This is a genomic window from Haloarcula sp. JP-Z28, assembly GCF_011440255.1.
GTDB lineage: Archaea > Halobacteriota > Halobacteria > Halobacteriales > Haloarculaceae > Haloarcula > Haloarcula marismortui.
In genome coordinates this window covers 1-25,824 of the sequence record NZ_JAAOHT010000059.1, presented here as the reverse complement: position 1 = coordinate 25,824, position 25,824 = coordinate 1, and the positions used below count along the sequence as shown (strand labels likewise).

The following is a 25,824-nucleotide window of genomic DNA, read 5'->3' as shown; positions in this document are numbered from 1 at the left end:
CGCGGACAGCGGCGTCACTGCTGTCATCTGTAGCGCGAACACCAGACTTGCCAGTAACAGCATTCCGCTGACAATCGCTTCGAGCGTGTGCGCCTGTGCACGCATACTACCACATCACCACGCGAACTGTGACATCCTGCCCGTTCAGCGAGACCACCCGCAACGCAGTGACCGACGCGTCGTTGTTTGTCGGTGGATTCCCACCGGTCGTGAGTATCGTCCCACAGCCGGTCCCGGCTTTAACGAGTTCCTCGCTTCCTCCATCCCAGCAGAGCGTTTCATCGGCGGCTGCTGTTGCCGTCGCGTTCCCCCGGATTGTGACGTTCACGTTCTCCCGAGCCGGGTTGAGCCCGACCCGTTCCTCCGCACTCCCACCGGAGTTGTAGCCACATTCTGACGGTGGTGCGTTCCCAGCGAAGAACTCCTGTGTACAGTGTTCCTCCAGAACGTACGGCTGTTGTGGCGACCCAAGCATCCCCATTGTGAGTCCATCGGCCACTCTGTCGGTCGTGACCGTCTCTTCCTGCACCCCCGCAGAAAACGGCGATAATAGCCCCGGAATGAACAAGAAGATGAATATCAGGACGCTTAGAAATAGGCTCATGCCGATGGCGAAGTCCAGTGTCGTCTGCCCACGCCGGTGCTCTTCGATCCAGAGTGACTGGCTGGCACGCCGGTTGGTAGACTGCGTCTCATTTCTCCTACGGTTCATAAGCCTGATTCACTAAACTGAGATTACTGTAGGGATGGTATCAGGCGTTATAACCATTGTGGCCGTACTGTAACTCCAATTACCGGATTTCTACACACCCTGCAAGGTCGATGCAATGCTGGTCTAAACAAGATCGTGGGCCCGGTTCTCTATGTCCCTGTGCTTCGATGGGTTTAAGCAATCCCATCGGAAAGCAATCAATGCACGCAAGGGCTCGTAGATCAGGGGTAGATCACTCCCTTGGCATGGGAGAGGCCCCGGGTTCAAATCCCGGCGAGTCCATCCTAATCTTACCGTCGTAAACGGGCAATCAATAACACGGCGAGAGCGTCGTTTCTCCTTGTTTTCGGCACAATCGGGGTTCGAGAACCCTCCCCGGAGAAAGAGAGTTCACCGGGAATCCGGATGCACCCCTTGCAGTCACGCGATTATTCCGAGGGAGTACGGTTCTCTGACACTTCTCGGAGGTGGTCGGCGTGTCGCCTAAACGCGACCTCGCTCAACCCGCCGACTGGCCGTTCGCTCGTGATGAGTTCGTCCGTGCGTCTCGCCTTCTGGAGGCAACCGACGACGATGTTCGTCGAGCTATCGAGGGCGTCGAGGACGGTGGTCAGCAGTGACCGACGATCTCCCTGCCCGCCCGCGCTGTCGATGGTGTGATGGCAGCGCGTCGGAACTCGAACCTGCCCCCTGCGCTCGCTGCTCGGTCGCTCTTGATCGCCTCAACGAACCCGGCGTTACCGCCGTCTCGAAAGAAGGGCAGGTGATTCGATGACGGACTGGTCGAACTACGTCCAGTACCGCTGTCCACTCTGTCAGGACAACTGCATCAACAGGGCCGACCATCCAGCGGCGGAGGCCAATCGCTGTAAGCAATGCTACAGTGTCCCCTCGGCAGACACCACAAGCGAGGGCGCGGGAGAGCTGGCACGCCCGGAAGCGCAACGGAGTGAGCATCCCGGACCGGAGGGCGAGCGCCAATCGCACTCCGCACCAGCTCGACCAACTGGAAGCGCCCCCACGCGGGGCGACCCGGAAGCCCGAGCGTTCCCCCCGAACCCGAAGGGTGAGGGGAATCCCAACAGCGACACACTGGGCAGCCGACGAACGGACGCCCGTTCTGATGGTCCCAAATGAGCGTCGTCGAGCCGCCGGGACACCTGGGCGGTCTCGACCTCGCCGATAGATGTAACACTCCCGTCTTAGCAGACCTCCTAGAAGAGCGCGACCTTCTCGGTCACGGCCAGCTGCTTGATGGAACTCTCACAGAGCGCGACGAAGATCGCGTACGCGTAGCGAAGTTCATTGCGGCGCATCCGGAGGGTACACCCCTGTCACACGTTGTTTCGTACGCAGTCAAAGGAGTCGCGCCCGAAGCCTGTGAGCGCGTTGAAGGCTCCGACCCTGACTACCAGTTTGCATACCGCTTTGTCGACGACCTTGTAGCCCCTGAAGACCCCTACGTGCGGAAATCCGAGTCTGCAGGGGTTCTGATGGTGACCCCGACCCTCCGCCTTCTTGACTTGATTACAGAAGGCATTACTCAAACAGCCAACGAAGAGGGCATCAAGTACGACAGAGAGTTTCTCCGAAACTACCTCGCTAAGGTCGATTCTGTAGACGATGACCTCCGGGAGCTGCTGAAGGACGGTTTTACATCCTACCTCAATCGCATCAAAGACTACAAGCTCCTGTTCGATGTCCACTTTGTCGACCGTCGTGGTGGCGAGACTACCAAGCGGATGACGAAGGACTACAAGACCCGATTCAACGACCAGGGCCGTGTTTCTAAACAGTTCGCTCGGTTTAACGATGCGCTCGAATACGGCTACGAGAACGCCGATAACGCTGTACTGGTCACACTGACAACTGACCCGAAGCGCCAAGACTCGTTGCTCGATGGAATCGACTCTATCAACGAGAATTTCAATCGGCTACTGTCGTACTTCGATTCCGACCCGTCGACGAAAAACAATACCCGACGTTCTGCTGTTCCTGGCTGGCGACACGATCTCGATAGCAAGGTGACCGGGCGACCGCGTGACCGACCGGACTACATCAAGGCCCTGGAGTTCACGGAGAAGGGTTATCCGCACCTGCACGTCCTGTTCTTCGACGTACCAACCCGTGAAGAAGACGGCATGCCGTGGCTCTGCGACAAACCAGAAGTAGCAGCGAAGTGGGCCGACTATGGTCAAGGCGAGATCGTCGACGTGTACCCGCTGACATACCGTGATGACCTCGGCGACCTGAAGCCGGAGTTCCAAAGTGACGAGGGTTTCGTTGACTGGTATCGCTTCGGCGACCACGACCACGGCGAAGACTGGGTACGTGACCGTACCAGGTCACACGAGCTGATCGAGTTCGGCGACGACGGCCATGAAAAGGAATCAACCGCTGGTGCATATCTCGGAAAGTACCTGAGCGCGACGTTCGGCTCGCTACTCGATGCGACAGAGTCCTTCGAGCAGGGCGACGACGAGCGAGAGACGTATGCGGACAAAGCAGCGACTTGGAAGTTAGCGCTATACTGGGCGACGAACCGGCGATTCTGGTCCTGTTCGCAGTCAATTACTGAGGGAATCGACCCGAATGATCACCTGCAAGACCCGGATGTACGTGAGGCCGTGCGTTGGTGTTCACTCGACTCTGTGCGAGCCGCGAGTGGGAACGAGATACGTGACGCCCTCGCGCGTCGGCAATGGGACGACCTCGACGATCTTGACGCCGCCGTAGAGCGAGCTATTTCTGATCTTGAACAGCCACAAATACGGTCAACACTCCCCGAAGAGGCTACATTCCGAAGTATTGTCGACTACATCGGTGCATATGCTTATTGGGATCTCCCAAATAGCGAGATGTCTGCTAACTCTCAAAATTTTGAATGTATCCAAAATAACATTTCGGTCTCCGACAGTCTACCAGATATTGACCGGCAAAAGGACCCTCAAATAATGAGTGTGTGGTCTTAGATGATCTGCTGAGTTCGTATTTCCATTCGACCTGTACTATACTATTGAGTCGGTTGAACCAAGTAACCAGTATTATCTAACTTTGCGTACTGCTGTAGGAAATTCCTGAAGTGTACCTGAGTCACGACTTCGGAATGTATGTGTCTTATTCGCCGTGCGAATCTGTACTGTTGCTTGAGCTATAATTAGACCAACCACAACAAGTAAGATACCAATCAGTACTCCAACTATACTTATTGCTCCTTGAATTCCTCCCAATGGTAAAATCGAAAAGAAAAGAACCGAAGATAGTAGTATAAGTCCTCCAAAGACAGTAGCCCAGTTCAAATATGATGGTGGTCGATATTCTATAGAGGTCACACCATCAAGTGAGATATCATTAACACGGTTTCCACTTACGAATACTATCCGCTTATTTGTGCATCCTAAGGTCCCTTTCTCTGCCGTTGAATCAACTGCTCTAACACCCGTATGGCATTTTACAGTTTCTCCAGAAAGGGCATAATCATCTAGATTCATAGCGATACAATTCTGCTAATAGATGGTAAGTACAACGGTTATAACCAGTATCACAATCGGAGTGACACTCTCATGGATATTGTCTCTTATTTGGGGATTTGAACCTTGATTTTTAATATCACGGGAACAATTAAGTAACTGTATTGAAATCAAAACTTCCAGCAGCCCACTTGACCTTTAGTGAATTAGAGGAATTAGAGGGAATTCTGATTTCGCTCACAACTCAGCCAACGACGAATGTTTGTTTAAATTTGGATTCTGTAACCGAGATCTCAAGGCATTCAGTAAATCAACTGCCAAAAGAAAATATCGACTCCTTCTGTGTTGGTTATTCTATTGAAGTTTCTGGAGATGAAGGAACAGTAATCCTCTCAGGAGGCGCAAGCCCCCATGAAAGTCATCAAATATATTGTAACGGTAACTCAATGTGGATAAATAAAGTCGATACTAGAGTATCAGACTATTTTGATGAACGTTCTACCTATTTCAGCGAATTACGTACTCGCATTACTAGTGAAGTTGCTACCGCGTTGTCGATCTTTTCAGCCTTATTCGTCGGCTATACAATCGTTAGCGTCACTCCAGGCAATCTAATTCACTACTACCCGACCATTTCTGATGTGATCATTGTTTCAGTATCCCTTTCAGTATATCTCTCCATCCGATTCAGAGATTGGGTTTTTCCATATATCCGAATTAGTGATTTAGAATCAGTTTCGCCACTTGAGCGATTTAAAGAAATTCTGTATGCCTCATTCACAACCACTATTCTATTGATATTGATTCGATCAATCGCTGGGCCCGGTCCTATAATTACCTTTTAGAAGTCCATCAGACCGATATTTCCACTTTCACCGAGGCGAGCGACCCCTTCTAGTTCCAACCCGCGAATTTTCTCCTGTATGGCAACTCAGGAAACGCCATCCTTCGACGATCTCGAACCGGTTGACAACAGCACCTCTGACGACTACGATTCGGAGTGGATAGACCTCGAACCCGGCGAATCGGTCGTCGGTGAGATTCGAGAACTCACGCCCAACTGCGGCAAGTACGATACGACCGTCATCGAGCTGGCCCGTGGCATCGGCGACGTGGTCGCCATGTGGTCGAACAGCCAGATCGACAACGCGCTCGACGACAACGAACTCGGCGAGGGCGACGTAGTCGGCATCAAGCACACCGAACAGACCAGTACGTTCACGAACGAGGACGGCGAGGAACAGGAGTACGACATCTGGAAGGTCCGGGAACTCCCTGCTGGAGGGCCTGAATGAGCTACCAGAATCGCGCGAGCGACATGGTGAGCGACTACATGAACATCCGTAGTCTGCCCGCCATGCTGTCGGTGGCGTTCGTCGCGGCCAGCCTCTACCAGTTCGGCGGGATTACCACGGTTGAACTCCCGTGGCTGTCGTACACGCTGACGACACAGCACTCGCTGCTGATCTCGCTGGGGGCCTTCGCTGCGGCGTTTGCCAGCTCCGAGACAAAGCAGTTCGAGTACTACGAGGACTGGGAGAAGATCGCCATTGCACTGGGTCCCGCTGTCATTCTCGGTAACGAGTACCTGCCAGCGGTGAACGACTTCCTCACTTCCCTGGGCGACCCGCTCGGGATGCAGCTGGCATTCCTCGCTACGGTCGTCTCCTGGGGAGTCGCTGTTCAGTAAACCGATGACACGACGCTATTCTTTCGGAGGTGAACCCCGATGAGTCGCGCACGCTCGATCTTGCTGGCCGGCCTGCTCGTCCTGTCGACTGTCGTTACTGGTGTCGGCCCCGCGCTGGCACAGTCGACGGAGACGGCCACGGACTCCGGGCCAGTGACGAAAACCTTCGAGACAGGCCCACACAAGGTCAAGATTGACTTATTCGATGTGTCGTCAGAAACGACCATCACCGTGATTACCGACGAATCGCCCGCGGGCAACAACACGGCAATTCTGAAAAAGACTGTCAGCGGCTCACACAACAGCGCACACTTCCGAAACGCAGGTGCGTATGAGTCGTTCACCATCCGCGTCGAAGGCGCGGACGGCCCGGTGTCCATGTCGAAGGGCGGCGTCGTCAACGCATGGAAGCCGGGCGATGACGGCAAATTCCTCGGTGACACGGGCGGGGACTCCGGGTTCACCTACGACCTGAGTGAGAGTATCGGAGAGTCCGTTATGCCCTCGGTCGTCCAACTCGACAGGACTCCGCTACCGGGCAGTACAGCCGTCAATACTACTGGTACGGACGCCGCACAGACGAAAATAGATATCTACCAGTCCGCTCAGAACAGCAAGGCACAGGCAGACAGCTACCAGACCACGCTTGATAACTACTTGTCGGATACAAAGGCTCAGGCCCGGATTATCGGCAAGAACGCCTATATCAAGGCCCTGAACAACGGCAGTAGTAAGGCGGCGGCCAAGAGTTCGGCTAAGTCGGCAGTAGCGGACTACTACGCCACGAAGCAGCGGAATTTGCTGGCTCAATGGAATACGCAACTCGCAGAGGGGAAATACCTCAGCGGAGTCGTATCCTCCGAATCTGGCATTAACAGCCGCTATATCGACACTACACAGACGTTTACCGGCGCAGACGGATACGAAAGCGTCAACTGGGATGTTCGGCGCGTCGGTAGCTGGCAACAGTCGAAAACTGTTTCGCTTGTTAACGGCACTACTGCGACCTCTACTGGCCTAACTGTGGAAGTTGATGACGCCGTTTCAAACACCGGGGGAATCGTGTCCGGGGATGTTTACATCAACTCTGGACCTGTGAATCTCGGCGGCGGAAATGGGTGGTTCTATGATTACACTGGGATTCAGGTGAAGGCTCCAGACAGTAACTACAATAGCATCCAATACATTGATTTCACGCGGTACAAGTCCCAATGGTCGGAAATCCAGACGCAGAACACGCAGGTTCAAAACGACATGGACACGCTGGCAGAAAACACCTACTCAGCCTATCAGCAGGGCGAAATCAACAATAGCGACCTCGTCGACCCCTACGTGCTGGCGTCCCAGCAGTCCGCGGGTGAGGACTTCCAAGGCTGGACTGCCGCACAGTTGACTCTGATGGGGCAGAACTCCCCGGAGAACTTCGACCAGATCGGGAGCTTCAACATCACCACCGGGGACGGCACGCAGTACGAGGGCGTCCTATTCTCCCAAGAGAACCCTGCCAGCGGGCAGTTCGAGAACGGGACGACCTACAACCCCAACCAGATCGGCGGCACGCAGTATGTCGTCACCAGTGACCGAATCGTGGAGCTACAGAGTAACTTCACGGTGGACAAAATCACCACAACGAACGGTGAGACCGTCCAGAACGTCACAATCGAGAAAACGACGTACAAGACCACGAACGTAACCGAACTCAAACAGCAGTACGATGACTTGGCGAAGCGCCGAGCGGAGATCGAGGCACGTGAGCAGAACCTTCGTGCCTCGGCTGGCGGTGGCCTACTCGGTGGTTCATCCTCCTCATTCGTGCTTGTACTGCTCGGCGTTGGCGCACTCTACGCCGTGAGCCAGCGGCGAACGGGAGGTAACAACTGATGGTCTACTGGCTGGCCCTCAAGCTCGTTCCCCGTGACGTGTGGCTCGTCTTGGTCGCACTCGTCGCGCTGCAACTCTCGGGGGCGGTCGACGTGATCGGGCCAGCCATTGATCTGGTGTCGTCCTGGCTCCCAGAACCGTCGCTTGACTTGTTCTGGTGACAAACTCGGATTTTCGACCATGAACCCACGTACGCCCATACTCCTCATACTGATCGTCAGCTGTATCGCTCTCGCTGCACCAGCGGCAGCGCAGGAAAACACGAATCAGACGGCAACCTCGACGAATGTCTCCGCACCGGACGGCGCACCCAGTGATGTCGAACTCGTCGTTGACGAGAACGTGGTGGTCACAGACTATCGCTACGAGGACGGCCAGATGGTGATTGACTTCTGGTCGGACGAGTACAAGGTCGTTAGTGTCGCCCCGCAGGTCGATGATGGCTCGGAAGCGGGCAGCCTCTCTTTCCGTGCTGCTGTCGTCGATGCGGATACGACCACGACTGTTCGAGTGCCATCCAGCGGTGGCGTGACACTCTGGACTGAGCAATCCATCGAACAACAGCGGTTCCACTATCTCCGCAAGCCCAATTCTTTCATCATCACCGGCCCGTGGAGTGGTGAGGACGTTCGCAACGCCGCCCTCGGGAGTGCGCTCGGCGTCGTAATCGCTGTCCTGTACGAAGCCGTCTCTGCGAAGATTGGTTCGGCTCAACGAGGTGAGCGACTGGCATGACCGACGACGAGAGCAATCCCGATCTCGACCGCGACGAGATGGCGCACAACGCTGACCCCAGCCCGGATCACAGCCGGACCTATCGACTGTTCCGATGGCTCACGGAGAACTTGCTGCTGATCGCGTCGGGTGTCGGTATCGTTATGTTCGTCATTGCGTCGATACTCGGCTACGAACTCCCCCGAAGCCTGCGCCTGATCGGACTCTGTGCGCTCGTGACGATTCCCCTGGTCGGACGACCCACTGGAAAGAAGGTCCGGTCGCTGCTGTGGGATCCGAATTACGTCTGGCTCGTCGATATCGACGCCCGCCACACGAAAGGCGGTATCTTCCGAACTCCTGGGCAACGGTTCCGCGAGTGGTCCGTCGACGACGGCCAACTCGACTGGGTGAGTCCCAATCTCGCCTTTGGCAAGAACGTCGATCTCGAAGCCCAGACCGTCGACGGCTGCTGGCGCGGCACGCTCTCCGACCGGGAGCTGATGCGAACGCTCCAGGCCGTCGAAGAGTGTCGCGGCCAGCTCGAAGCCGACGCCAAGCGCGGCTTCGCCATCGAAGCCCAGGCGTTCACGATCATCCGCAACGCCACCCGAAAGGCGGTTCTCCGTATCGTGTCGACGTTCGAGCGCGGGACACTGCCCGACGAAGGTGACGCACTCACTGACGAGATAGATTCGGCCATCGAGCAGTTCGGACTTGACCGGAAGATTCGACATACCGAGGACGACGAGTCTCCGGAGTCTGATGTTCCGGGTGTCCGTGTCGATCTTGACCAAGATCTCGCTGATCTCGCCGGTGCTGGCGACGGAGGTGCTTCAGCTGATGATTGAACTCAACCTAACCCATCGTGAGAAGAGTATCGTCGTGGTGACTGCTACTGTGACGTTCATCGCTGGCTACTGGGCTGGCCTATGGGCAGTTCCGCCGCAGGCACTCGATGTACCAGTTGACGTGACGTATCGCGCCGGTGAACAGGCATACCAAGCTGCGTACCGTCCTGTTCCTGATCATCTCCCTGTGCTGTCGGTGGCGCTACCGCTGATCGGCTTCGCCTACGCGTTCCGGGATCAGCTCGTAGAAGACAATGCCGACTCTGCTGAGGTGCCAGCCGATGACTGACTCCGACGAACGACTGCTGACGGCGGCCAAAATAAACGAAGTCGTTGCTGGAAACATCGAGGGCGGTGAGTCACTGCACGAACATACCGGTGTCGTGGCTGATGATGCAGATCGGGCGACCCTGTCGTTCGTTTCTTCGCTCTTCGACCGAGGTGCTGAGGTGAGCGGTTCCCGGTCGTTCGGGCAGACCGCACTCTCTGACGTTCTACAGTCCAAGTACCACACCGAAGCGGCTACCCGCGCCATCGAGAACGGTAACGGGTCGCTCGCTTCCTACCTTGTCGGAATCACCGAACAGGAACTCGACGCGTCGTCGCTGACGGTGACCGCTCGCCTGATGGATCGGCTCGACGCCGACGGGACACTGACGACGGTTCTTGCTGCGGGCCGACCCAACACTGGCAAGACGAACACGATGTTCCTGCTCGCCTCGGATATGGCTCGTGCTGTCTGGGACGACGTGCTGGTCATATCGAACTCCAAGACCTGGGAAGGTGCTGACCGCTACGTCTCCTCGATGCACGAGCTGATGACGCTCCTCGTCGAGAACCGCGAGGTTCCGAAGACGTTCGTCCTTGACGAAGCCAGCCGGTATATGGATGCTCGTGTCTACAGCCGCGAAGTGAGTACCCAGTACGCTCCCGCGCTGAAAGCTATGAGCAAACTCGGCGTCGAGGTCGTCGGTGCGGTCGGACACACCGGAAAAGACGTCGTCCCAGAATGTAAGCGACTGACCAATCTGGCGTTCTGGAAATCAGCCCCGGATGTTGTCGAGTTCTACACCAACTGGGACGGTGACGCAGACCGGCCCGACTCTCCTCTTTTCGATGCGGATCTGACCGATCTCGAACCGACACTTCACAGCTACGACCCGGACGACGTTGCCTCTTGGAAGTGGAATCTTGACCCTGACGTGTGGCACGGCTTCGACGACTGGGACCACTTCGGCGACCGTCTGGAAGAACTCGGCCCAACCACGTAGCCGAAGATCTACACAACCCCGTCGCCCACCCACCCGCCGACCCACCGCTCTCAGGGGTCCGGCCACGGTGTATCTACTGATTACACCAACGCCACAAGCGAACGGCGACGCGAAGCGCCCCCCTCACATGGGGGGCCGAGCGAGCATATTGATTCACAAAATAGAGCCCTCACTTAAAAATATGGATTCGTTTCCAAATTTGATACCCATGCCAAGCTATTAGATAGTGCCCCCACCAGATTATCACAGAGCAAAAAATGGAGCAAGTTGCATCAAAACCGAGTGAGCCTCCAAAAGAGGCGCTTGAATTGCTAAATCGCGACAAAGGCGCAAAAGTCTCGGAGATTGCCGAGGAATTGGAAGTTTCTCGAGGGGAAGCCCGAGAAGTTTTAAATCTGATTGACGAAAAGTATGAGCTTGGCTCATCAGCAGATTTTCGATACCGGATTCTTACAAAATTAGACGCAGACTGGGAATCTGAATTGTAGCTCTTGACGATTAATGCCGTCTCCAATTTCATTTGACGAGCGAAAAGAGCGACATCAAAAACAAACCCCGCCAAAAAACCCGGACTATCGTTCTTATAGTAGACAAGATCGAGATAGGTTACGATATACACGGGAATTCCGGCGTCTTAAGAATGTCACACAAGTTGCCCGTTCAGATGAAGCGCCGTTATATCACGACCGCCTTACACATTCGTTGAAGGTGGCTCAAGTTGGAGATGCACTCACAAGAGTGCTTATGCAACGGGAGGGCCTAGACCCTGGTCGTTGTGGTCAGCCACGTTCAGATGTGGATCATCCACTATACTTGTCGATGGATCCCTTCGTGGTACAGGCGGCATCTCATGCTCATGATATTGGGCACCCCCCTTTTGGTCATGCTATTGAGGAACTCTTAGATGATTTACTAATCGAAAAAACAGAGAACTGTGGACGAACTATTGGATTCGAGGGTAATGCTCAGTCATTTAGAATTATCACAAGGCTCGCAAATCATAAATCTGATTCGGGATTGGAATTAACCCGTGCAACATTAAATGCTACACTCAAATATCCATGGAATAGGCAAGATAATGACTCTAAATGGGGGTACTATCCGGATGATAAGCAAGCATTCAAATTTGCTCGTAAGCCGCTCCCGAGCGTGCTAGATGGAGAAAAGACTCTTGAAGCAAAAATCATGGACTTTTCAGATGATCTTACATATGCATTACATGATATGTCTGATTTCTATCGTGCAGGACTTATCCCGCTAAATAGGATTTTCCTTGAAGTTACTGACGATAACAAGTACCAAATTGCTTCACGAGAAGAACTCAGCCAATTTGAAGACTTCTTATCTAGAGAAGACTCTTTTGAGTTTGACTTAGCTGAACTGGAGATTAGTGTAGAGGAGTTTTTCCGGAGTTTAACTGATTCAAAAGGATTTGACTCAAATCTATATACTCGCTTTTCGGGAACAGATAAGGATCGCATTGCATTGAATAAATTTGTGTCTATGCTTGTTGGTCGCTATTTAGAAGATAAAGATCTTGAGGGAGAACCGCATGTTCAGTTAGAGCACAAAGGTGGGGAAATATATGATCTTAAGATGTCGGATTCTGCCGACGAACAGATTGAGATATTAAAACATCTGACAAAATTCTATGTCATCACAAACTCTGATCTTATGCAACAACAACTGGGCCAGTGTCGTGTAGTTCGAGAACTTTTTGAAGATTTCTATCAACAGGCAAACCCCGACATACAACCTAAAAGCGCAATACCTTCTCCATTCAGGGAAAGATTAGATAGATACGAGAGTCGTGATGTACCACGAGCCAGATTTGTTGCAGATTTAATAGCATCACTGACAGAACGTCAAACGGTTGCATTGCATCGTCGACTTAGAGGTGATACTCCCCAATCCTTAGTGAGTAATATACTTGACTAAATTTAGAACTTTCATTACACTATGATCTCGTAACTTCTAGATCGATAGACAATTCATTCAATTTATTCAGTTGGCAAATACTTCCCCCGGATTCACTCCATGAGTCGGGGATGGCGCGGGCGTGGGTACAGCTCTACATCGACCTCGCCTTCGAGATATTGTTCGCCTTCGGTAGTCAACTCAACGAGGTCCTGATCTTCCGTCAGAAATGCCACCAAATCGGCATCGGCCAGAACACGACATCGTTCTTGGACCTGTGCCTCGGTGGCATGAATCCCATCTTGAAGTGCAATCTGACTCGCGGTCGACCACGAATCGTCACGAAGGTGTTCCAGTATTCGATCGTCGATACACTGCTGCCAGCGGGCGGTCTTTCGTATCGTCATGGTGGAGGACTACTTACACGCCGTTCGTCTCTGATTCAGCCGTCGGCGATGGCTCTGAAATGCTGTTTTCTCCGTCGATGTAGACGCCTTCTTCGGCGTCGTATTCTTCATCGAGGTACGCTTCTCCTTCCTCAGTAATCACGTAAGCTCCGTTCCCAACGTGTCGGAGTAAACCGTGTTCGGCTAACTCCTTACATCGACGTGCGATATGCGTTTGAGAAACTCTGATGAGGCCACTTTCGTTGAGTTGTTTGGGTGTGCCTGACCCCTCGTTCTCGGACATCCATTCCAAGATTCTATCATCCCATACGCTCTGCCACGAGCCAGATAGACGCATTCTATTAGCACATCCTCGTGTGGATACCTAATACATTTTATAGGCCCTATAAAGTATCTTTGCAACTTACTAACCACGTCGTTACATTTATGTTGTCAGCACGTTCTTGTGTATCTGCGGGTCACTGATGGCTCTCGGTCGTCGAGAACCGGGCCGTGGTGTGACACGGCCCAGAAGGTGGCTCCGCCCGGCAAACCAATGTCGTACGGAACCGATACGGGGAGTACTCCCCGCACGAAAGTAGTCGACTCGCCCGCTGAAAAATCCGCTGTTCGCCCGCGTATGGAGTACCGCGTCCGATGTCCTGACTGCAACTTCTCAAAGCGGTACGATTCATACGCTGACGCGACTTCCCACCAGCGTCGCCACTCTTGCCCCCACTGTGGCCGGATGCTCGGTCTATCCGAAGTCCCACGTCGGACTACGGACGACTCCCTCGATGCCGCCGCAGCACTGGCAGCTGCACAACAGGCCCGATATGCACTCCGCCAAGACGGGATTGCCCCTTCGGTTTCACGGATACTCGAAGAGATGGGACGTGACTCGAAAGGCTACCCTCTCGATAACGGACCAAAAAACCTCTCGGCCCACCAAGCAGCCTGCCAGCTACTTCCTGACGGGGTGGAAGTGTGAGCGACAACCTCGAACCGATAGGTCCGGCAACTGCGGTAAACCTCTACCTCGACCACCGGGAGCCGGAGCTATCTGAAAAGTCCCTCACGAACCAGCGGTACCGGCTCAATTCGTTCATCGAGTGGACCCAGTCGAAGGGAATCGAGAACATGAACGAGCTGACTGGGCGCGATCTCCACGAGTTCCGAGTCTGGCGTCGGCAGGGCAAAGGAAGCGAATACGGTGAGGTATCGAAGGTAACCCTTCGGGGCATCCTCGCTACGCTACGGAAGTTCCTCGAATTCTGTGCCAGCATCGACGCGGTCGAACAAGGAATGCGTGAACGGGTGTTGCTGCCAGAGGTCGATCCGGAGGAAGCCTCAAAAGATGAGAAACTCGACACCGAACACGCCGAAGCCATCCTCGACCACCTGAATCGCTACCAGTACGCCTCCCGCGAACACGTCATATTCGGAATCCTCTGGCACACTGGTATTCGACTCGGGAGCCTCCGCTCGCTCGACCTGGACGACTTCGACGCTGATGGGCAGTACCTACAACTGCGCCACCGGCCGGAAACAGGAACTCCACTGAAGAACGGACGAGCTGCCGAGCGGTCGATAGCTGTCGGTGACTTCTACGCCGAAGTGATTCAGGAGTACATCGAGAATCACCGAGATTCGGTCACCGACGAATACGGTCGGGAACCGCTCATCACCAGCGACCGGGGCCGTTTGAGTGAGACACCTATCCGGAGTACTGTCTATCAGTGGACTCGGCCCTGTATGGTCGGCGAGTGTCCACACGGAGAGAACCCGGAGAGCTGTGAGTACATGACTCGGGACACTGCCAGCGGTTGCCCGTCGTCCCGATCTCCGCACGGTATCCGCCGCGGCTCGATCACGAAGCACCTTCGAGACGGTACGCCCGAAGAGGTCGTCTCGGATCGGATGAACGTCTCGAACGACGTTCTTGACCAGCACTACGACCAGCGCAGCGAGCGCGAGAAGATGGAGGTCCGACGGGAGTTCATCGACGACGCATGATTCAGCACCAGTACACCCCAGCGGATGAATCTGGGATACGCGCATCCTCGAATAGGCTAACAACCCGGCGAGTCCATCCGAATTTTACCGTCGTAGATGGGTGCGTGGATCCAACTAATAGCTCTGGTTTTCCCGTCTGGAGTGGACATTCCGTACTGTGTCAGTTCTGGCTTGGTTATATAATTCCGGATTCAGTTTTTATTATGAGGTCACCAGCGCCTCACATACCAAATAGAATGCGGGATATCAACTACGGCCACTGAGTGTAATAGTGTTTCATAACTGAGTACCTATAGCTCAACGTCGCCAACTTATGTCGCTGTTTTGTCGAGATAGTGTGAAACAGTACACTTATGTGCAATAGTTGGTATGTAATTGAATATGTTCGAGTGGGGCAGCTGGGGGGCTGGAGACCGGGGTGTATCACACGTTCTGGGTGTGGTGTTGTTGGCAAGTGCTGTCATCATCGGCGCGATACTGATCGTTCAAGTGGGGCAACAGACGATCGGAGATATCAACGACGACGCGAATGTTGAGCTCGCTGAGGAGGTGCTGCTGTCGGTTGATCAGAGCTTCCAGCGGTCAGATACCAATGAGTCAGTCGAGATACCAGACCGGGTTCGATCTGATATCACTGTTACAGACGATGCGACATACAATCTGACGTTGAACGGCCGCTCGGCCTGTTCGACCGGGAACCGTTCGTTACAGACGATTCGGTATCAAGAGAACGGCCAACAGGTCGGCTATCAGGGAGGGGGTGTGTGGCGGATGACCGAGTCGGGCGCGACGATGTCGTCGCCCCCAGCAGTGAACTACGACCAAGGGGCGCTGTCGGTCTCATTCGCAAATATCTCCGGACAGCAGATCGGAGGAAATTCGGTTGCAATTCGGTCGAACGCGACGGCCAGACGGTCTCACGAAGCGGCACTACAGATGGCTCTGTTCACCGATGTGTCCTACGAGGACGCACGAACCGGCTCGTTTTCATCGCCCAGTTATGAGTGTTCCCCGTCGCAGGTCGCCAACGCGACGTTGACTATCGAAAACAGTAGCTATGCCCGCGCCTGGGCAGATTGGGCACGGAGCACCTACGATGATCAGTACGTTGAGGTGACCCCGGCGTCTGTCAAGCCGGGAGAGAGCGTTCACATACGCTTTGCACTCGGCGACGTGACGAACCCGAAGTTCAAAGTCGAGGGTGTCACGGTCAAGCCGGACCCGTCAGACCCCGGGAAAGCGGTCGTGACGGCGACGGTCCGTAACACCGGGGGCTTAGAAGATACGCAAGATATCACGCTGAAGCACAACCAGTCGGGGTCACCAAGCGAGGTGGAGAAGACAATAACGCTCATCGGCGGGGAATCGACCACTGTGAGTCGGTCGGTGAGCGTCTCGTCGGCGACGCCACACAACTTCACTGTGGAGTCAAAGCAGGATGAAGACTACAAAGTCATCAAGTATACGTCCGTCCACGGAACGCCGTCACTGGATGTCACCAGCAATTCGATTCCGGCAACGGCGCGGCTGAATCAGGTCCCAGCGGCTGAGGTCACAGTCACGAACACTGGGCAAATGACGGCAGATCAGGAGGTCGTCTTCCGCGTCAACGGGTCGAAAAACGCGACACGAAGCGTGCTGGTCGGCCCTGGACAGAGCCGAACAATCGACTTCGGGCGGTCAATGCCGACATCGGAGAACGGCACGTACGACCTGGAAGTCGAAACAGAGGATGATACATACTCACAACACAACGACGACGGACACTACTTCATCGTCGGTGATGCAGGTGTGTTCGAAATAGCGTCCGTTTCGCCGCCGGGTGGATTGCAAAGTGGGGATACGGCGACCGTTGACACAACGGTCGAAAACACTGGTGACATTCGGAAATCCACCGATGTCGAGGTCCGTATCGAGAACGCGTCTGGCAGCATTGTTGCGTCGAAGACCACGACGCTCACCCTCAACGGGACTCGCCGAGGCACTGAGTCGGGGACTGCTTCAGTGACCAGTAGCCCACTAACAGTCGGGTCACCACAGCAGTACACCTATGTCGTCAAGACACCGGACGATACCGGGTCAGGGTCCTTCGTCGTCGGTTCATCGTCGCCGCCGTTGTACGAGATAACCGCTGTAGACGTACAGAACCCCGTCGCACCGAACAACCAGACGAATATCAAGTTCGCCGTCGCGAACACCGGCGGAACCGAAGGAAAGCAAACACTGCGCGTCGAGTACAACGGAACGACCCACATTGCGGAGGACGAACCGCTCAACCCCGGGGAGAGCGTCACGCTCAATCGGGCTGTTACGGCGCCCGCCGAGCCCGGAGATTACTCGGTAACCTTCTCGACGGCGAACCGGTCGCGACAGTCGACGCTGACCGTCGAGCCGGACTCGCTGCTCGAAGGGAACGGCTCGACGATCACGATACAGCAGTCGGTCAATGCTTCGGTTGCGCTGAAGGGTGCGGACCTAGAAGGCTTCTCAAATCGCTGGAACTACATCTACCATGCACCCGTGCAGATGTCACTATATGTCGACAACGGGTCCGACCCACAGTCGATCGGACTCTGGCGAGGGTACAAGAACGGCGACATCAATGGTCCGCACGCGGAGCAGCGCCTCATCTCTGACGAACACGAGAACCCGTACTACTACTCCGATTCGTTCGAACCCGGAACGGAGATCTCAGTCTTTGCAAAGTCCTACGGCTGTGACAGGTATTCCTACACCTCTCCTTCGATTGAGCTGGCTGGTTATGACACGAAGTACTGTAGTGACTGGGATGCATACGACACGACCACTGTCAGCCAGACACAGAACCAGCAGAACCTCGTCATCCTGAACGACGGCGACGAGCTTCCAGCGTTCGAGCAAGCACAGTGGTACCAGCGAGACATTCAGGATACGCTCGGAAGCCGCGTGAACGACACGGGGTATCTCCAACTGGGCGACGGGGAACGCGCACTCCTCTATGAACTCTCACAGGAGGACGCAGACCCAGCTAACGCGTCGAATGACGGCGACCCGGATTATAACGATGCCGTTGTCCTGTTCACAGTCAATGCAATCGAGAAAGACGTACAAACGGGCCCGGAATACAAGCTCATCGACACCGACGCCCCAAGCAGGGTTGATGGGACAACCGACGCGACGCTGAGGGCCGAGGTAATAAATGTCGGCGGAAAGAGCGGTGAAGTTATCCTAGAGAGCAGCCTCGATGGCAACAGTGTCGGGACGAACTCGACGACAATTGAACCCGGTGAGACCGAAACCGTCACGTTCGCCCTTCCGACCAGTTCAAAACCATCTGGAGAAAGCTATCCGTACACGGTATCTATCCCCGGTACGCAACAGAAGGCAGGCGGGAACGTGCGTGTCGGTGACACGCCAGAGCCGTTCATGCAGATTGATTCAGTTCGAGGCGAAAGCGTCACTGACAGCGACGACACGGCAACGGCGACTGTTAATGTCACTAATGTCGGCGGCCAAGCCGGGACGGATACGATTGTTCTTCGAGCGAAAAACAACGATAACCCGAGTCCGTCGTTCACTACCATCGACTCAGAAGCTATGTCGACGATACTATTGCCCGGTGAAACGCGGCAGTTCACGCTCGATATGCCGACCAGTCGCGGCAACTACACCTACTATATCGAAACGTCGAACTCAACATCCCCGGAACTGTCGTTCTTCGTGGGGGAGTCGAACGTTGTCGTCAACGACACGCAGTCGGTGAACATCGGCGCGGAGACCTACAACACCTCAGAACTAATCGAACGTCGCGGCGGCGCACAGCGGATGACCGTGGAGGTCCGCAATAACGGGACCGTAGGTGACGAACGGGAAGTGAACCTCACAATCAAAAACAAAAGCGACGGGTCGACCGTCTTCGCCGGCTCCGAGATGGTCACTGCTGGGACCGGCGACCTGACCAATACCGATCCGTTCCCGGCCTGGGCGGGCTACGACGTCGATCTCGACCCCGGCTACTACACCTATGAGGTGACCGTGTACGACGAAACGGCGAGCGGCACCGTGGCCGACACCGCGACGGGTGAGATATATCTCAAGAACGTCGACGAAACGGGGGCGACCGGGAACGACTCACCGGTTACGGTCGACTCAGACACGGTGACACTCGGTAGCTAAACAGCCGCGTCGACATCCTTCTGCAGTCACTTGTTCGTCGGACGATACTTCGAAGGCAAGCAATACGGCGGTTTCCAGGATTCGAGCGGTAGCGATGCCTCTCACCAGTTGAGCGCACACAAAGAAAAACTGAGCTGTGTTGAACCGAGTTTAGCCGAAGAGTTCGCCGAGGCCTTCACCGCTTGCCTCGTCGTCTTCGTCGTCATCGTCGTCGCCGCCGTCGTCGGCAGCCTCTTCTTCGGCTTCCTCGTCGGCCTCGTCGGCCTCGTCAGCGTCACCCTCGGCGGGTTCGGCCGCGCCACCGCTTGCCGGCACCGGTGCCGCAGCGGCCTGGTCGACGGCCTCCTCGATGTCGACGTCTTCGAGGGCGGCGACAAGGGCCTTGACACGGGACTCCTCGACGTCGACGCCCGCGGCGTCGAGCACGTCGGTGAGGTTATCTTCGTTGATCTCTTCGTCAGCTTCGTTCAGGATGAGTGCAGCGTATACGTATTCCATTGTTGTAGTCTGTGTTGTTAGAACATCGCTCCGAGCGCGTCGCCGGCGTCCTCGTCATCGTCGTCATCGTCGTCGGCCTCCTCGGCCGCGTCGTCGGCGTCCGCGTCGTCCTCGGATGCGGTGTCCTCGTCTTGGTCGTCAGTCGGTTCCTCTGTCGCCACGTCGGCCTCGACGCCCTGAAGCTCCTCTGGGAGTGCCTCTTCGTCGTCAATCTGCGAGGCGAGCGCACGGACCTGTGCGTCAGCCTTGCTCACGAGGTCAGGCACGACCTCGGGGTCCTCGATGGCCGCCTGGAGCGCGAGGCTCTTGGCGTTGCCACGAGCGGACTGGAGCATCGTCGGGGCCGTCGTCGCGGTCGGGTAGTCGGCGTTGACCGAGAGATTGAACGCTCGGCCGGCAGCCGCCTGAATGTCGCTCTGGTACTCGTCGATGTCGAGTTCCAGTTCCTCAGGTTCGAACAGCACACCGTCGGCGAAGACGGCGCGAAGGTCGAGACCGACCTCCTTCGGTTCGATACCGAGTTCGTTCAGCACGTTCGAAAGTTCCTGAGAGACTTCCTCGCCAGTATCGAGTACCGTCGAGTCAGAAAGGACCTGAATGGAGCCTTCCTGAATGCGTGCGTCGGCACCCACGCTCTGGAGTTCGCCAACGAACGGACCGGGGTCGACGCCCGTGTCGCCTTCCGGAATCACGATATCGTTCGGGGCCACCTCACCGGCACCGATGGGTGCGGGCGTCTTGGAGGCCTCGAGTTCCTGAAACAGCGAGAACGGGTTATCGTCGGTCCCGATGAGTCCAACCTGCCCGGTGATGTAGCCGTTGAGGTCTTCGAGTCCGTCATCGACATCGTCGAGTGCACGCTCAAGCAGCGTGTTCCGGGAAACGCGAAGTTCGGCGGTCCCGTGCAGGTCACGTCGCATGTCCTGCAGTTGCCGGGAGGGAATCCCGGCGATGTTGACGACGCCGACGCTCTCGTAGGACTCGATCATCTCTGCGATGGCGTCGACCTCTTCCTGCTTCCACTCGGGAATTGTTTCGGTCTTGCGTTCGGATTCGGCGCTCATATCAGGCAACCTCCATCGCAGGCCCCATCGTCGTCTTCACGTAGACAGTGTCGATGTTGAGCGGGCCCTTCTCGAGGTCCGCGTGCAGACGGCGGAGGATAACGTCGATGTTGTCCGCGATATTCTCGGCGGACATGTCCTCCGCGCCGACCCGCGTGTGGAACGTTCGCCGTTCCCCGCTGCGGAGCTGCACGGTGTTTTTCATGCGTTCGATGACCTCGACGACGTCGTCGTCGGGGTCGAGCGGTTCCGGCATCTTCCCACGCGGACCGAGGACGGTCCCGAGGTAGCGACCGATGTCCTGCATCAGTCCCTTCTCCGCAATGAAGAAGTCAGTGTCATCGGCAAGGTCCTTGGCGGCGTCGTCGTCGCCACCGAGTTCCTCGAGTTCATCCTCGTCGAGTACGTCGTCTGCGACTTCCTCGGCACGAAGGGCGGTTTCGCCCTCGGCGAAGACCACAATAGTGGTCTCCTGACCGGTGCCAGCAGGAAGCACGACGGACTCGTCGACGCGGTTCGACGGGTCGTTAAGATCTAAGTCGCGCAGGTTCACAGCGAGGTCGACCGTTTCGCGGAAATTCCGCTCAGGTGCGTCCTCGAGTGCGCGCGAGACTGCGTTCTCTATTTCCTGATCTGCCATTGTTCACCTCCGTAGTACGCCAATCGGCTTCTACGGGTCAGTGAAACAGGCGGATGCCTGTCTCGTGCGGGTAGACGCCAATGCGACACTTAAACCCGTCGAACCAGCACAAGGACCGCTGACGGGCGTGTTTCCGGTTCGCAGGGGCCAGTCGTTAACGGGGGTACCATCGACTGTGCAGTGGCTCAGCAGCGTCGAAAGCAAGGAAAAACACACGCCAGTCGCACAGCAACGCCAGTCCGACTTACGCTTGGGCTTCGGCCGCAAACACGTCGTCGTACTCGCCTGCGTCGATGCGCTCCTTGAACTCGCGTGGGTTCTCGCCTTCAATAGTGACACCGAGAGAGGTGCACGTCCCAACGACTTCTTTTGCGGCGTTCGTGAGGTCGTAGGAGAGCAGGTCGGGGTGCTTCTGCTCGGCGATCTGTTTGACCTGGTCGACGGAGAGGTCAGCGACGAAGTCTTCCTGGGGCTCGCCGCTGCCGGTTTCGAAGCCAGCCTCGTCCTTGATGAGTTCGGCCGTCGGCGGGACACCGACTTCGATCTCGAAAGAACCGTCGTCGTCATACTCGACGGTGACGGGGACTTCGGTGCCGTCGAACGCTGCCGTCTGGTCGTTGATCTCCTGTACGACTGCCTGCACGTCCACCGGTGTCGGGCCGAGTTCCGGACCGAGTGGCGGGCCAGGGTTGGCCTCCCCACCGGGAACGAGGACTTCGATAGTTCCAGCCATACATAGTGGAATCCTCGCGGCAGTTTAAAGGATTGCGTTTCACGGATAACTGCGTGAGGCTCCCACACGCACGAACACTCACCGTTGACTCATCATCAGAACGCCAGCGCGACAACAAACGGAGGACTTGTCAGCTCAGGCGAACGTCACGCCGTTCCGAGCGAGGAAATCGCTCGCGTCTTTGATTTCGACCGGGGAGCCAATTATCCGGATCTGTTCGCCTTCCTGATGAACGCTCACAGTGAACCGCTGTTCCAGTTCCTCGCGAATGCCGTCGAGCGCACCGACTGGCAGCAGTATCTGCGTGCTGTCGCGAAACCGACTCGCCGCTCCCATTATCGACATATGACGGAGGGCAGCCTATAGGTGTGTCGAATTACATGAGGGTCGTTTGACCATTCTGAACGGCAGGACGGCCCCATGACGTATGCCGCTGGGGTCGCGTCGGCGAGGGAGGAAAGCCTTATTCGGTGTGAGGGGCCGACATACATCTAATGGGGCTCGAAGAGGAGATTCAGGAACTCGAAGACGAAATCGCCAGCACTCCCTACAACAAGTCTACAGAGGCCCATATCGGTCGGCTGAAGTCCAAGCTCGCGGAGAAAAAGGAGAAGCTCGAACAGCAGGCTTCCTCGGGCGGCGGCGGTGGCTACGGCGTTGAGAAACACGGCGATGCGACCGTCGCGCTCGTCGGGTTCCCCAGCGTTGGGAAGTCGACGCTGCTGAACGCACTCACAAACGCCGAGTCCGAAACGGGTGCCTACGAGTTTACCACACTTGATGTCTACCCGGGAATGCTCAAGCACAAGGGTGCGAACATCCAGATTCTCGATGTTCCCGGACTTATCGAAGGGGCTGCTGGCGGCCGCGGTGGTGGGAAAGAAGTGCTGTCCGTCGTCCGGACCGCTGACCTCATCGTCTTCCTCATCTCCGTCTTCGAGATTGACCAATACGACCGCCTCCGAGAAGAATTGTACAAGAACAAAATCCGCCTCGATCAGGATCCACCATGGGTCAACGTCCGCAAGAAGGGTAAAGACGGGATTTCGGTTAACACGGCTACCGGCGTCGAACTCGACGACGAGACGGTCAAAGCTGTCCTGCGCGAACACGGGTACGTCAACGCCGACGTAACCATCGGCGAGCAGCTCGATATCGACCAGCTCATCGACGGCGTGATGGACAACCGTGTCTACCTGCCGTCCCTCGTCGCCGTCAACAAAGCCGACCTTATCGAGCCCGACTATCTTCCGAAAGTCGAAGACGAACTCCAAGAGCGAGACATTGACCCAGAGGAAGCGATCTTCATCAGCGCCGAGGAAGAGAAAGGACTGGATAGCCTCACCGAACGCATCTGGGAGGAACTCGGCCTGATCCGGATTTACATGGACAAGCCGGGCCGCGGTGTTGACCGCGAGGAACCGCTAATACTCCGTGAAGGCGACACCGTTGACGACGCCTGCGAGAAACTCGGCGGCAGCTTCGACGAGCGCTTCCGCTTTGCTCGTGTAACCGGCCCGAGCGCCAAGCACGACGAACAGCAGGTCGGGCGCGACCACGAACTCGCGGACGAGGATATCCTGCGAATCGTCGCTAACCGCTAGGTTGTCGCGCGTCGGTTCCCGCGTGCACGCGAACAACTGAAAAAAGGTCCCACGGAAGAACAATCCTGTGGAGGACCGTACCACATAGCGGAGTAGATGCGTTCATTGGTGTGGAACCCTGCTACCAACTATGGACCGCGGTCCCAGACGCCGTCTTATCGCCGTCGTTGTTGCCGGCCTCGTCCCCTGGACAGTGGTGCTAATTGGAAAGGAACTGACGCTCGTCTTCTCGTTTGGCCTGTTCAACACGAACCCGCCGGAGTTGCTCTCGGTCTACAGCTACTTCATCCGCTTTACCAGCGCACTCCCGCAGTTTATCGAATCGTGGGGTTCGGGCGTCCTGCTGTATGCCTTTGCTCTAGCCAGCGCCGTTGCCGGTGTCGTCTGGCGTGAGGATGTTCGGGTGACCGCCCTCGCACTCGCAGGTGCGGGTCTGACGCAGTTTCCGGTGTTTCTGGGGTTCAACAGGCGGCTCAACTACGTGGCTGTCCCGGTCGGCTCCCTTGTCCTGCTTATCGTGGTCTGGTGGTACTACCTCCCGGCTATCCGAGCGGACACGGCGACGCGGTGACCTGTGGTATCGAATCCGGACGGAACCGCCTCTGGCGGTAGCCTTTTCGCTCGCTCGAACCACATACCGTGTATGTGGTCACTCGATCATACGATGATGCGCGTCGAGGATCTGGACGCCTCACTGGACTGGTACCAGACGTATTTCGATTACGAGGAGAAGGGACGCTGGGAAGCCGACACGTTCACGAATGTCTTCCTTGGTCCGGAGGATGTCCACGACGAGGGTGCACTGCTCGAACTCACGTACAACCACGACGGGCGCTCGTATACGATGGGCGACGCGTGGGGACATATCGCCGTCCGCTGTGATGACGTGTACGACGCCTACGACGACCTGATGGACGCTGGCGTTGCGGACTACCGCGACCCGGACTCCTGTGGTGGCTCCTATGCCTTCGTCACAGACCCTGATGGCCACGAAATCGAGATCGTCGAGCGAGACCACGGCGCGAAGTGGTCCCTCGACCACACAATGATCCGTGTCGAAGACGCCGACCAGGCTATCGGCTGGTACGTCCGGAAGCTCGACTACGACCTGTTCCGCCGCGAAGAGTTCGACGACTTCGCCCTGTACTTCCTCAAGCCCGAAGATGCTCCCGACGAGGCGATGTCGGTCGAACTCACCTACAACTACGACGGCCGGTCCTACGAACTCGGCGACGCGTGGGGGCATCTCGCAGTCCAGACTGATGACCTCCACAGCGCGTGGGAGACGCTGATGGGGCGCCACGCTGAGGACTACCGTGACCCTGAGAGCTGTGACGACCGCTATGCGTTCACCAAAGACCCCGACGGCCGCGAAATCGAAATTGTGACGAACTGACGGCACTGGCCGGAAGTGACCGTTCAATCCTCCTCTATTCTCATGCAGTAGCTGTCAGGTGACGGTTCTTCTGCGGACTAGTTCCTGAGTGAGCAGTTGGCACTCGAAAGGGTCTGGTATCTCTGGCCAATGAACCCAGCTCCACGATGTACATTCCGCCCGTCAGACGCACGAATGCCGGGGTTATAGCTTTGAATCCACACCGCTTCTCCCACATCTGATCGCCACGGACGGCGTTTCGATCCTTGACCAGTCATGACAGTCAGATATCCTAACCACAAAACATTTACAGCATACACTTTTCGTATAGACCGTACCCCTACCCATGGCGCCAGAAGTGAGTACACCGGTCCGGTCTACACGCAATCATGCTGGTTGCGTTCCGACCACGTGGAAAACTGCTGGGGTCGCCCGATAGCAACACAATACAAACTATGACAGGAAATTCAGATAAGATTCGCAGCCTGTTCCTCACGGCGCTGATGGTCTTCTCGGTATTCGCCGGGACCATCGCGTTCTCCGGTGGCGCAGCCGCCGCCGCAAACGTGGAGATCCAGCAGGCAACGGAGTATAATGCTGATACCGGACCTACAATCGAAGTGGTAACGAACAGTACAATCAGTACCTCTCTTACACTCGACAACGGGACCAGTGACGGTGACGTCCAGGTCGTGATTGACGGTGTAGAGAACCCAGGCGAGTATGTTGATACCAGCCAGAGTGGGAGCAATATCAACCAAAACGGTCAACAGATTGAGCTCCTCCTCGAAAAAGACATTACGCCTGATGCTGAGGTCGATGTCAGACTCAACGGTGTCACAGCTTC

28 protein-coding genes and 1 tRNA gene are annotated in these 25,824 nt (G+C 56.1%); 21 read left to right on the top strand and 8 right to left on the bottom strand.

All coding sequences use genetic code 11. The features are described 5' to 3' along the window. Positions 1-106: 106 nt before the first annotated feature. Positions 107-712: a hypothetical protein gene (locus G9463_RS17810; RefSeq protein WP_165897425.1), complete on the bottom strand. Its 606-nt coding sequence runs from the start codon at positions 710-712 to the stop codon at positions 107-109. 210 nt (positions 713-922) lie between these two features. Here G9463_RS17810 and G9463_RS17805 point away from each other — a divergent pair. The 15 genes from G9463_RS17805 to G9463_RS17735 all read left to right on the top strand — a co-directional run bounded on the left by G9463_RS17805 (position 923) and on the right by G9463_RS17735 (position 12,527). Continuing rightward, a tRNA-Ala gene (locus G9463_RS17805) sits at positions 923-994 on the top strand. Positions 995-1,188: 194 nt separating this feature from the next. Next, entirely contained in the window at positions 1,189-1,332 is a 144-nt protein-coding gene (locus G9463_RS17800; protein WP_165897424.1) for a hypothetical protein, read from the top strand. Next, positions 1,329-1,487, top strand: a complete 159-nt coding sequence (locus G9463_RS17795; protein ID WP_165897423.1) for a hypothetical protein — start codon at positions 1,329-1,331, stop codon at positions 1,485-1,487. The genes G9463_RS17800 and G9463_RS17795 overlap by 4 nt, the downstream gene beginning before the upstream one ends. Further along, on the top strand, positions 1,484-1,849 hold the full coding sequence (locus G9463_RS17790) for a hypothetical protein (RefSeq protein ID WP_165897422.1): 366 nt from the start codon (positions 1,484-1,486) through the stop codon (positions 1,847-1,849). The genes G9463_RS17795 and G9463_RS17790 overlap by 4 nt, the downstream gene beginning before the upstream one ends. Then, entirely contained in the window at positions 1,846-3,684 is a 1,839-nt protein-coding gene (locus G9463_RS17785; protein ID WP_165897421.1) for a hypothetical protein, read from the top strand. Before G9463_RS17790 ends, G9463_RS17785 begins: the two co-directional genes overlap by 4 nt. Before the next feature lie 689 nt (positions 3,685-4,373). Then, complete coding sequence (locus G9463_RS17780; protein WP_165897420.1) at positions 4,374-5,027, top strand: hypothetical protein; 654 nt, start codon at positions 4,374-4,376, stop codon at positions 5,025-5,027. Between the two features lie 78 nt (positions 5,028-5,105). Then, complete coding sequence (locus G9463_RS17775; protein ID WP_165897419.1) at positions 5,106-5,477, top strand: hypothetical protein; 372 nt, start codon at positions 5,106-5,108, stop codon at positions 5,475-5,477. Next, a complete protein-coding gene (locus tag G9463_RS17770; protein WP_127014747.1) occupies positions 5,474-5,872 on the top strand; it encodes a hypothetical protein in 399 nt (132 codons plus the stop codon). The genes G9463_RS17775 and G9463_RS17770 overlap by 4 nt, the downstream gene beginning before the upstream one ends. 39 nt (positions 5,873-5,911) lie before the next feature. Then, positions 5,912-7,753: a hypothetical protein gene (locus tag G9463_RS17765; RefSeq protein ID WP_165897418.1), complete on the top strand. Its 1,842-nt coding sequence runs from the start codon at positions 5,912-5,914 to the stop codon at positions 7,751-7,753. Further along, positions 7,753-7,914 carry a hypothetical protein gene (locus tag G9463_RS17760; protein ID WP_165897417.1) on the top strand — a complete coding sequence of 54 codons (162 nt, stop codon included), beginning with the start codon at positions 7,753-7,755 and terminating at the stop codon, positions 7,912-7,914. Before G9463_RS17765 ends, G9463_RS17760 begins: the two co-directional genes overlap by 1 nt. 19 nt (positions 7,915-7,933) lie before the next feature. After that, on the top strand, positions 7,934-8,488 hold the full coding sequence (locus G9463_RS17755; RefSeq protein ID WP_165897416.1) for a hypothetical protein: 555 nt from the start codon (positions 7,934-7,936) through the stop codon (positions 8,486-8,488). Next, complete coding sequence (locus tag G9463_RS17750) at positions 8,485-9,318, top strand: hypothetical protein (RefSeq protein WP_165897415.1); 834 nt, start codon at positions 8,485-8,487, stop codon at positions 9,316-9,318. Before G9463_RS17755 ends, G9463_RS17750 begins: the two co-directional genes overlap by 4 nt. Continuing rightward, entirely contained in the window at positions 9,311-9,607 is a 297-nt protein-coding gene (locus G9463_RS17745; protein WP_165897414.1) for a hypothetical protein, read from the top strand. Before G9463_RS17750 ends, G9463_RS17745 begins: the two co-directional genes overlap by 8 nt. Beyond that, on the top strand, positions 9,600-10,589 hold the full coding sequence (locus tag G9463_RS17740) for a hypothetical protein (protein ID WP_165897413.1): 990 nt from the start codon (positions 9,600-9,602) through the stop codon (positions 10,587-10,589). Before G9463_RS17745 ends, G9463_RS17740 begins: the two co-directional genes overlap by 8 nt. A gap of 501 nt (positions 10,590-11,090) precedes the next feature. Beyond that, positions 11,091-12,527 (top strand): deoxyguanosinetriphosphate triphosphohydrolase family protein, encoded by a 1,437-nt coding sequence (locus G9463_RS17735; protein WP_165897412.1) that lies wholly within the window; start codon positions 11,091-11,093, stop codon positions 12,525-12,527. Positions 12,528-12,619: 92 nt separating this feature from the next. On the opposite strand, the gene G9463_RS17730 is transcribed toward G9463_RS17735, so the two are convergent. Both G9463_RS17730 and G9463_RS24080 read right to left on the bottom strand, forming a co-directional pair. Then, positions 12,620-12,913: a hypothetical protein gene (locus G9463_RS17730; protein WP_151145836.1), complete on the bottom strand. Its 294-nt coding sequence runs from the start codon at positions 12,911-12,913 to the stop codon at positions 12,620-12,622. A gap of 13 nt (positions 12,914-12,926) precedes the next feature. Then, complete coding sequence (locus tag G9463_RS24080; RefSeq protein WP_225308098.1) at positions 12,927-13,055, bottom strand: phage repressor protein; 129 nt, start codon at positions 13,053-13,055, stop codon at positions 12,927-12,929. Positions 13,056-13,879: 824 nt separating this feature from the next. Between G9463_RS24080 and G9463_RS17720 the strand changes: the two genes are divergently transcribed. Both G9463_RS17720 and G9463_RS17715 read left to right on the top strand, forming a co-directional pair. Next, entirely contained in the window at positions 13,880-14,908 is a 1,029-nt protein-coding gene (locus tag G9463_RS17720) for a site-specific integrase (RefSeq protein ID WP_165897411.1), read from the top strand. Positions 14,909-15,289: 381 nt separating this feature from the next. Continuing rightward, positions 15,290-19,063 (top strand): hypothetical protein, encoded by a 3,774-nt coding sequence (locus G9463_RS17715; RefSeq protein WP_165897410.1) that lies wholly within the window; start codon positions 15,290-15,292, stop codon positions 19,061-19,063. 150 nt (positions 19,064-19,213) lie between these two features. Here the strand turns inward: G9463_RS17715 and rpl12p are convergent, their stop codons facing one another. The 5 genes from rpl12p to G9463_RS17690 all read right to left on the bottom strand — a co-directional run bounded on the left by rpl12p (position 19,214) and on the right by G9463_RS17690 (position 22,334). Further along, positions 19,214-19,561: a 50S ribosomal protein P1 gene (rpl12p, locus tag G9463_RS17710; protein ID WP_165897409.1), complete on the bottom strand. Its 348-nt coding sequence runs from the start codon at positions 19,559-19,561 to the stop codon at positions 19,214-19,216. A gap of 17 nt (positions 19,562-19,578) precedes the next feature. After that, positions 19,579-20,625: a 50S ribosomal protein L10 gene (locus G9463_RS17705; protein WP_165897408.1), complete on the bottom strand. Its 1,047-nt coding sequence runs from the start codon at positions 20,623-20,625 to the stop codon at positions 19,579-19,581. 1 nt (position 20,626) lies between these two features. Next, entirely contained in the window at positions 20,627-21,265 is a 639-nt protein-coding gene (locus G9463_RS17700; protein ID WP_004957040.1) for a 50S ribosomal protein L1, read from the bottom strand. Positions 21,266-21,509: 244 nt separating this feature from the next. Continuing rightward, on the bottom strand, positions 21,510-21,998 hold the full coding sequence (locus tag G9463_RS17695; protein ID WP_004957037.1) for a 50S ribosomal protein L11: 489 nt from the start codon (positions 21,996-21,998) through the stop codon (positions 21,510-21,512). A gap of 135 nt (positions 21,999-22,133) precedes the next feature. Beyond that, complete coding sequence (locus G9463_RS17690) at positions 22,134-22,334, bottom strand: hypothetical protein (RefSeq protein WP_004957035.1); 201 nt, start codon at positions 22,332-22,334, stop codon at positions 22,134-22,136. Between the two features lie 158 nt (positions 22,335-22,492). Here G9463_RS17690 and G9463_RS17685 point away from each other — a divergent pair, with 158 nt between their 5' ends. The 4 genes from G9463_RS17685 to G9463_RS17670 form a co-directional block, all read left to right on the top strand. Continuing rightward, positions 22,493-23,602: a GTP-binding protein gene (locus G9463_RS17685; RefSeq protein WP_011223606.1), complete on the top strand. Its 1,110-nt coding sequence runs from the start codon at positions 22,493-22,495 to the stop codon at positions 23,600-23,602. 130 nt (positions 23,603-23,732) lie between these two features. After that, positions 23,733-24,173, top strand: a complete 441-nt coding sequence (locus G9463_RS17680) for a TIGR04206 family protein (protein ID WP_127014730.1) — start codon at positions 23,733-23,735, stop codon at positions 24,171-24,173. A 72-nt stretch (positions 24,174-24,245) separates the two neighbouring features. After that, complete coding sequence (locus G9463_RS17675) at positions 24,246-24,998, top strand: VOC family protein (RefSeq protein ID WP_165897407.1); 753 nt, start codon at positions 24,246-24,248, stop codon at positions 24,996-24,998. 434 nt (positions 24,999-25,432) lie between these two features. Then, a partial coding sequence (locus G9463_RS17670; protein WP_193569668.1) for a surface glycoprotein occupies positions 25,433-25,824 on the top strand: 392 nt, incomplete at its 3' end.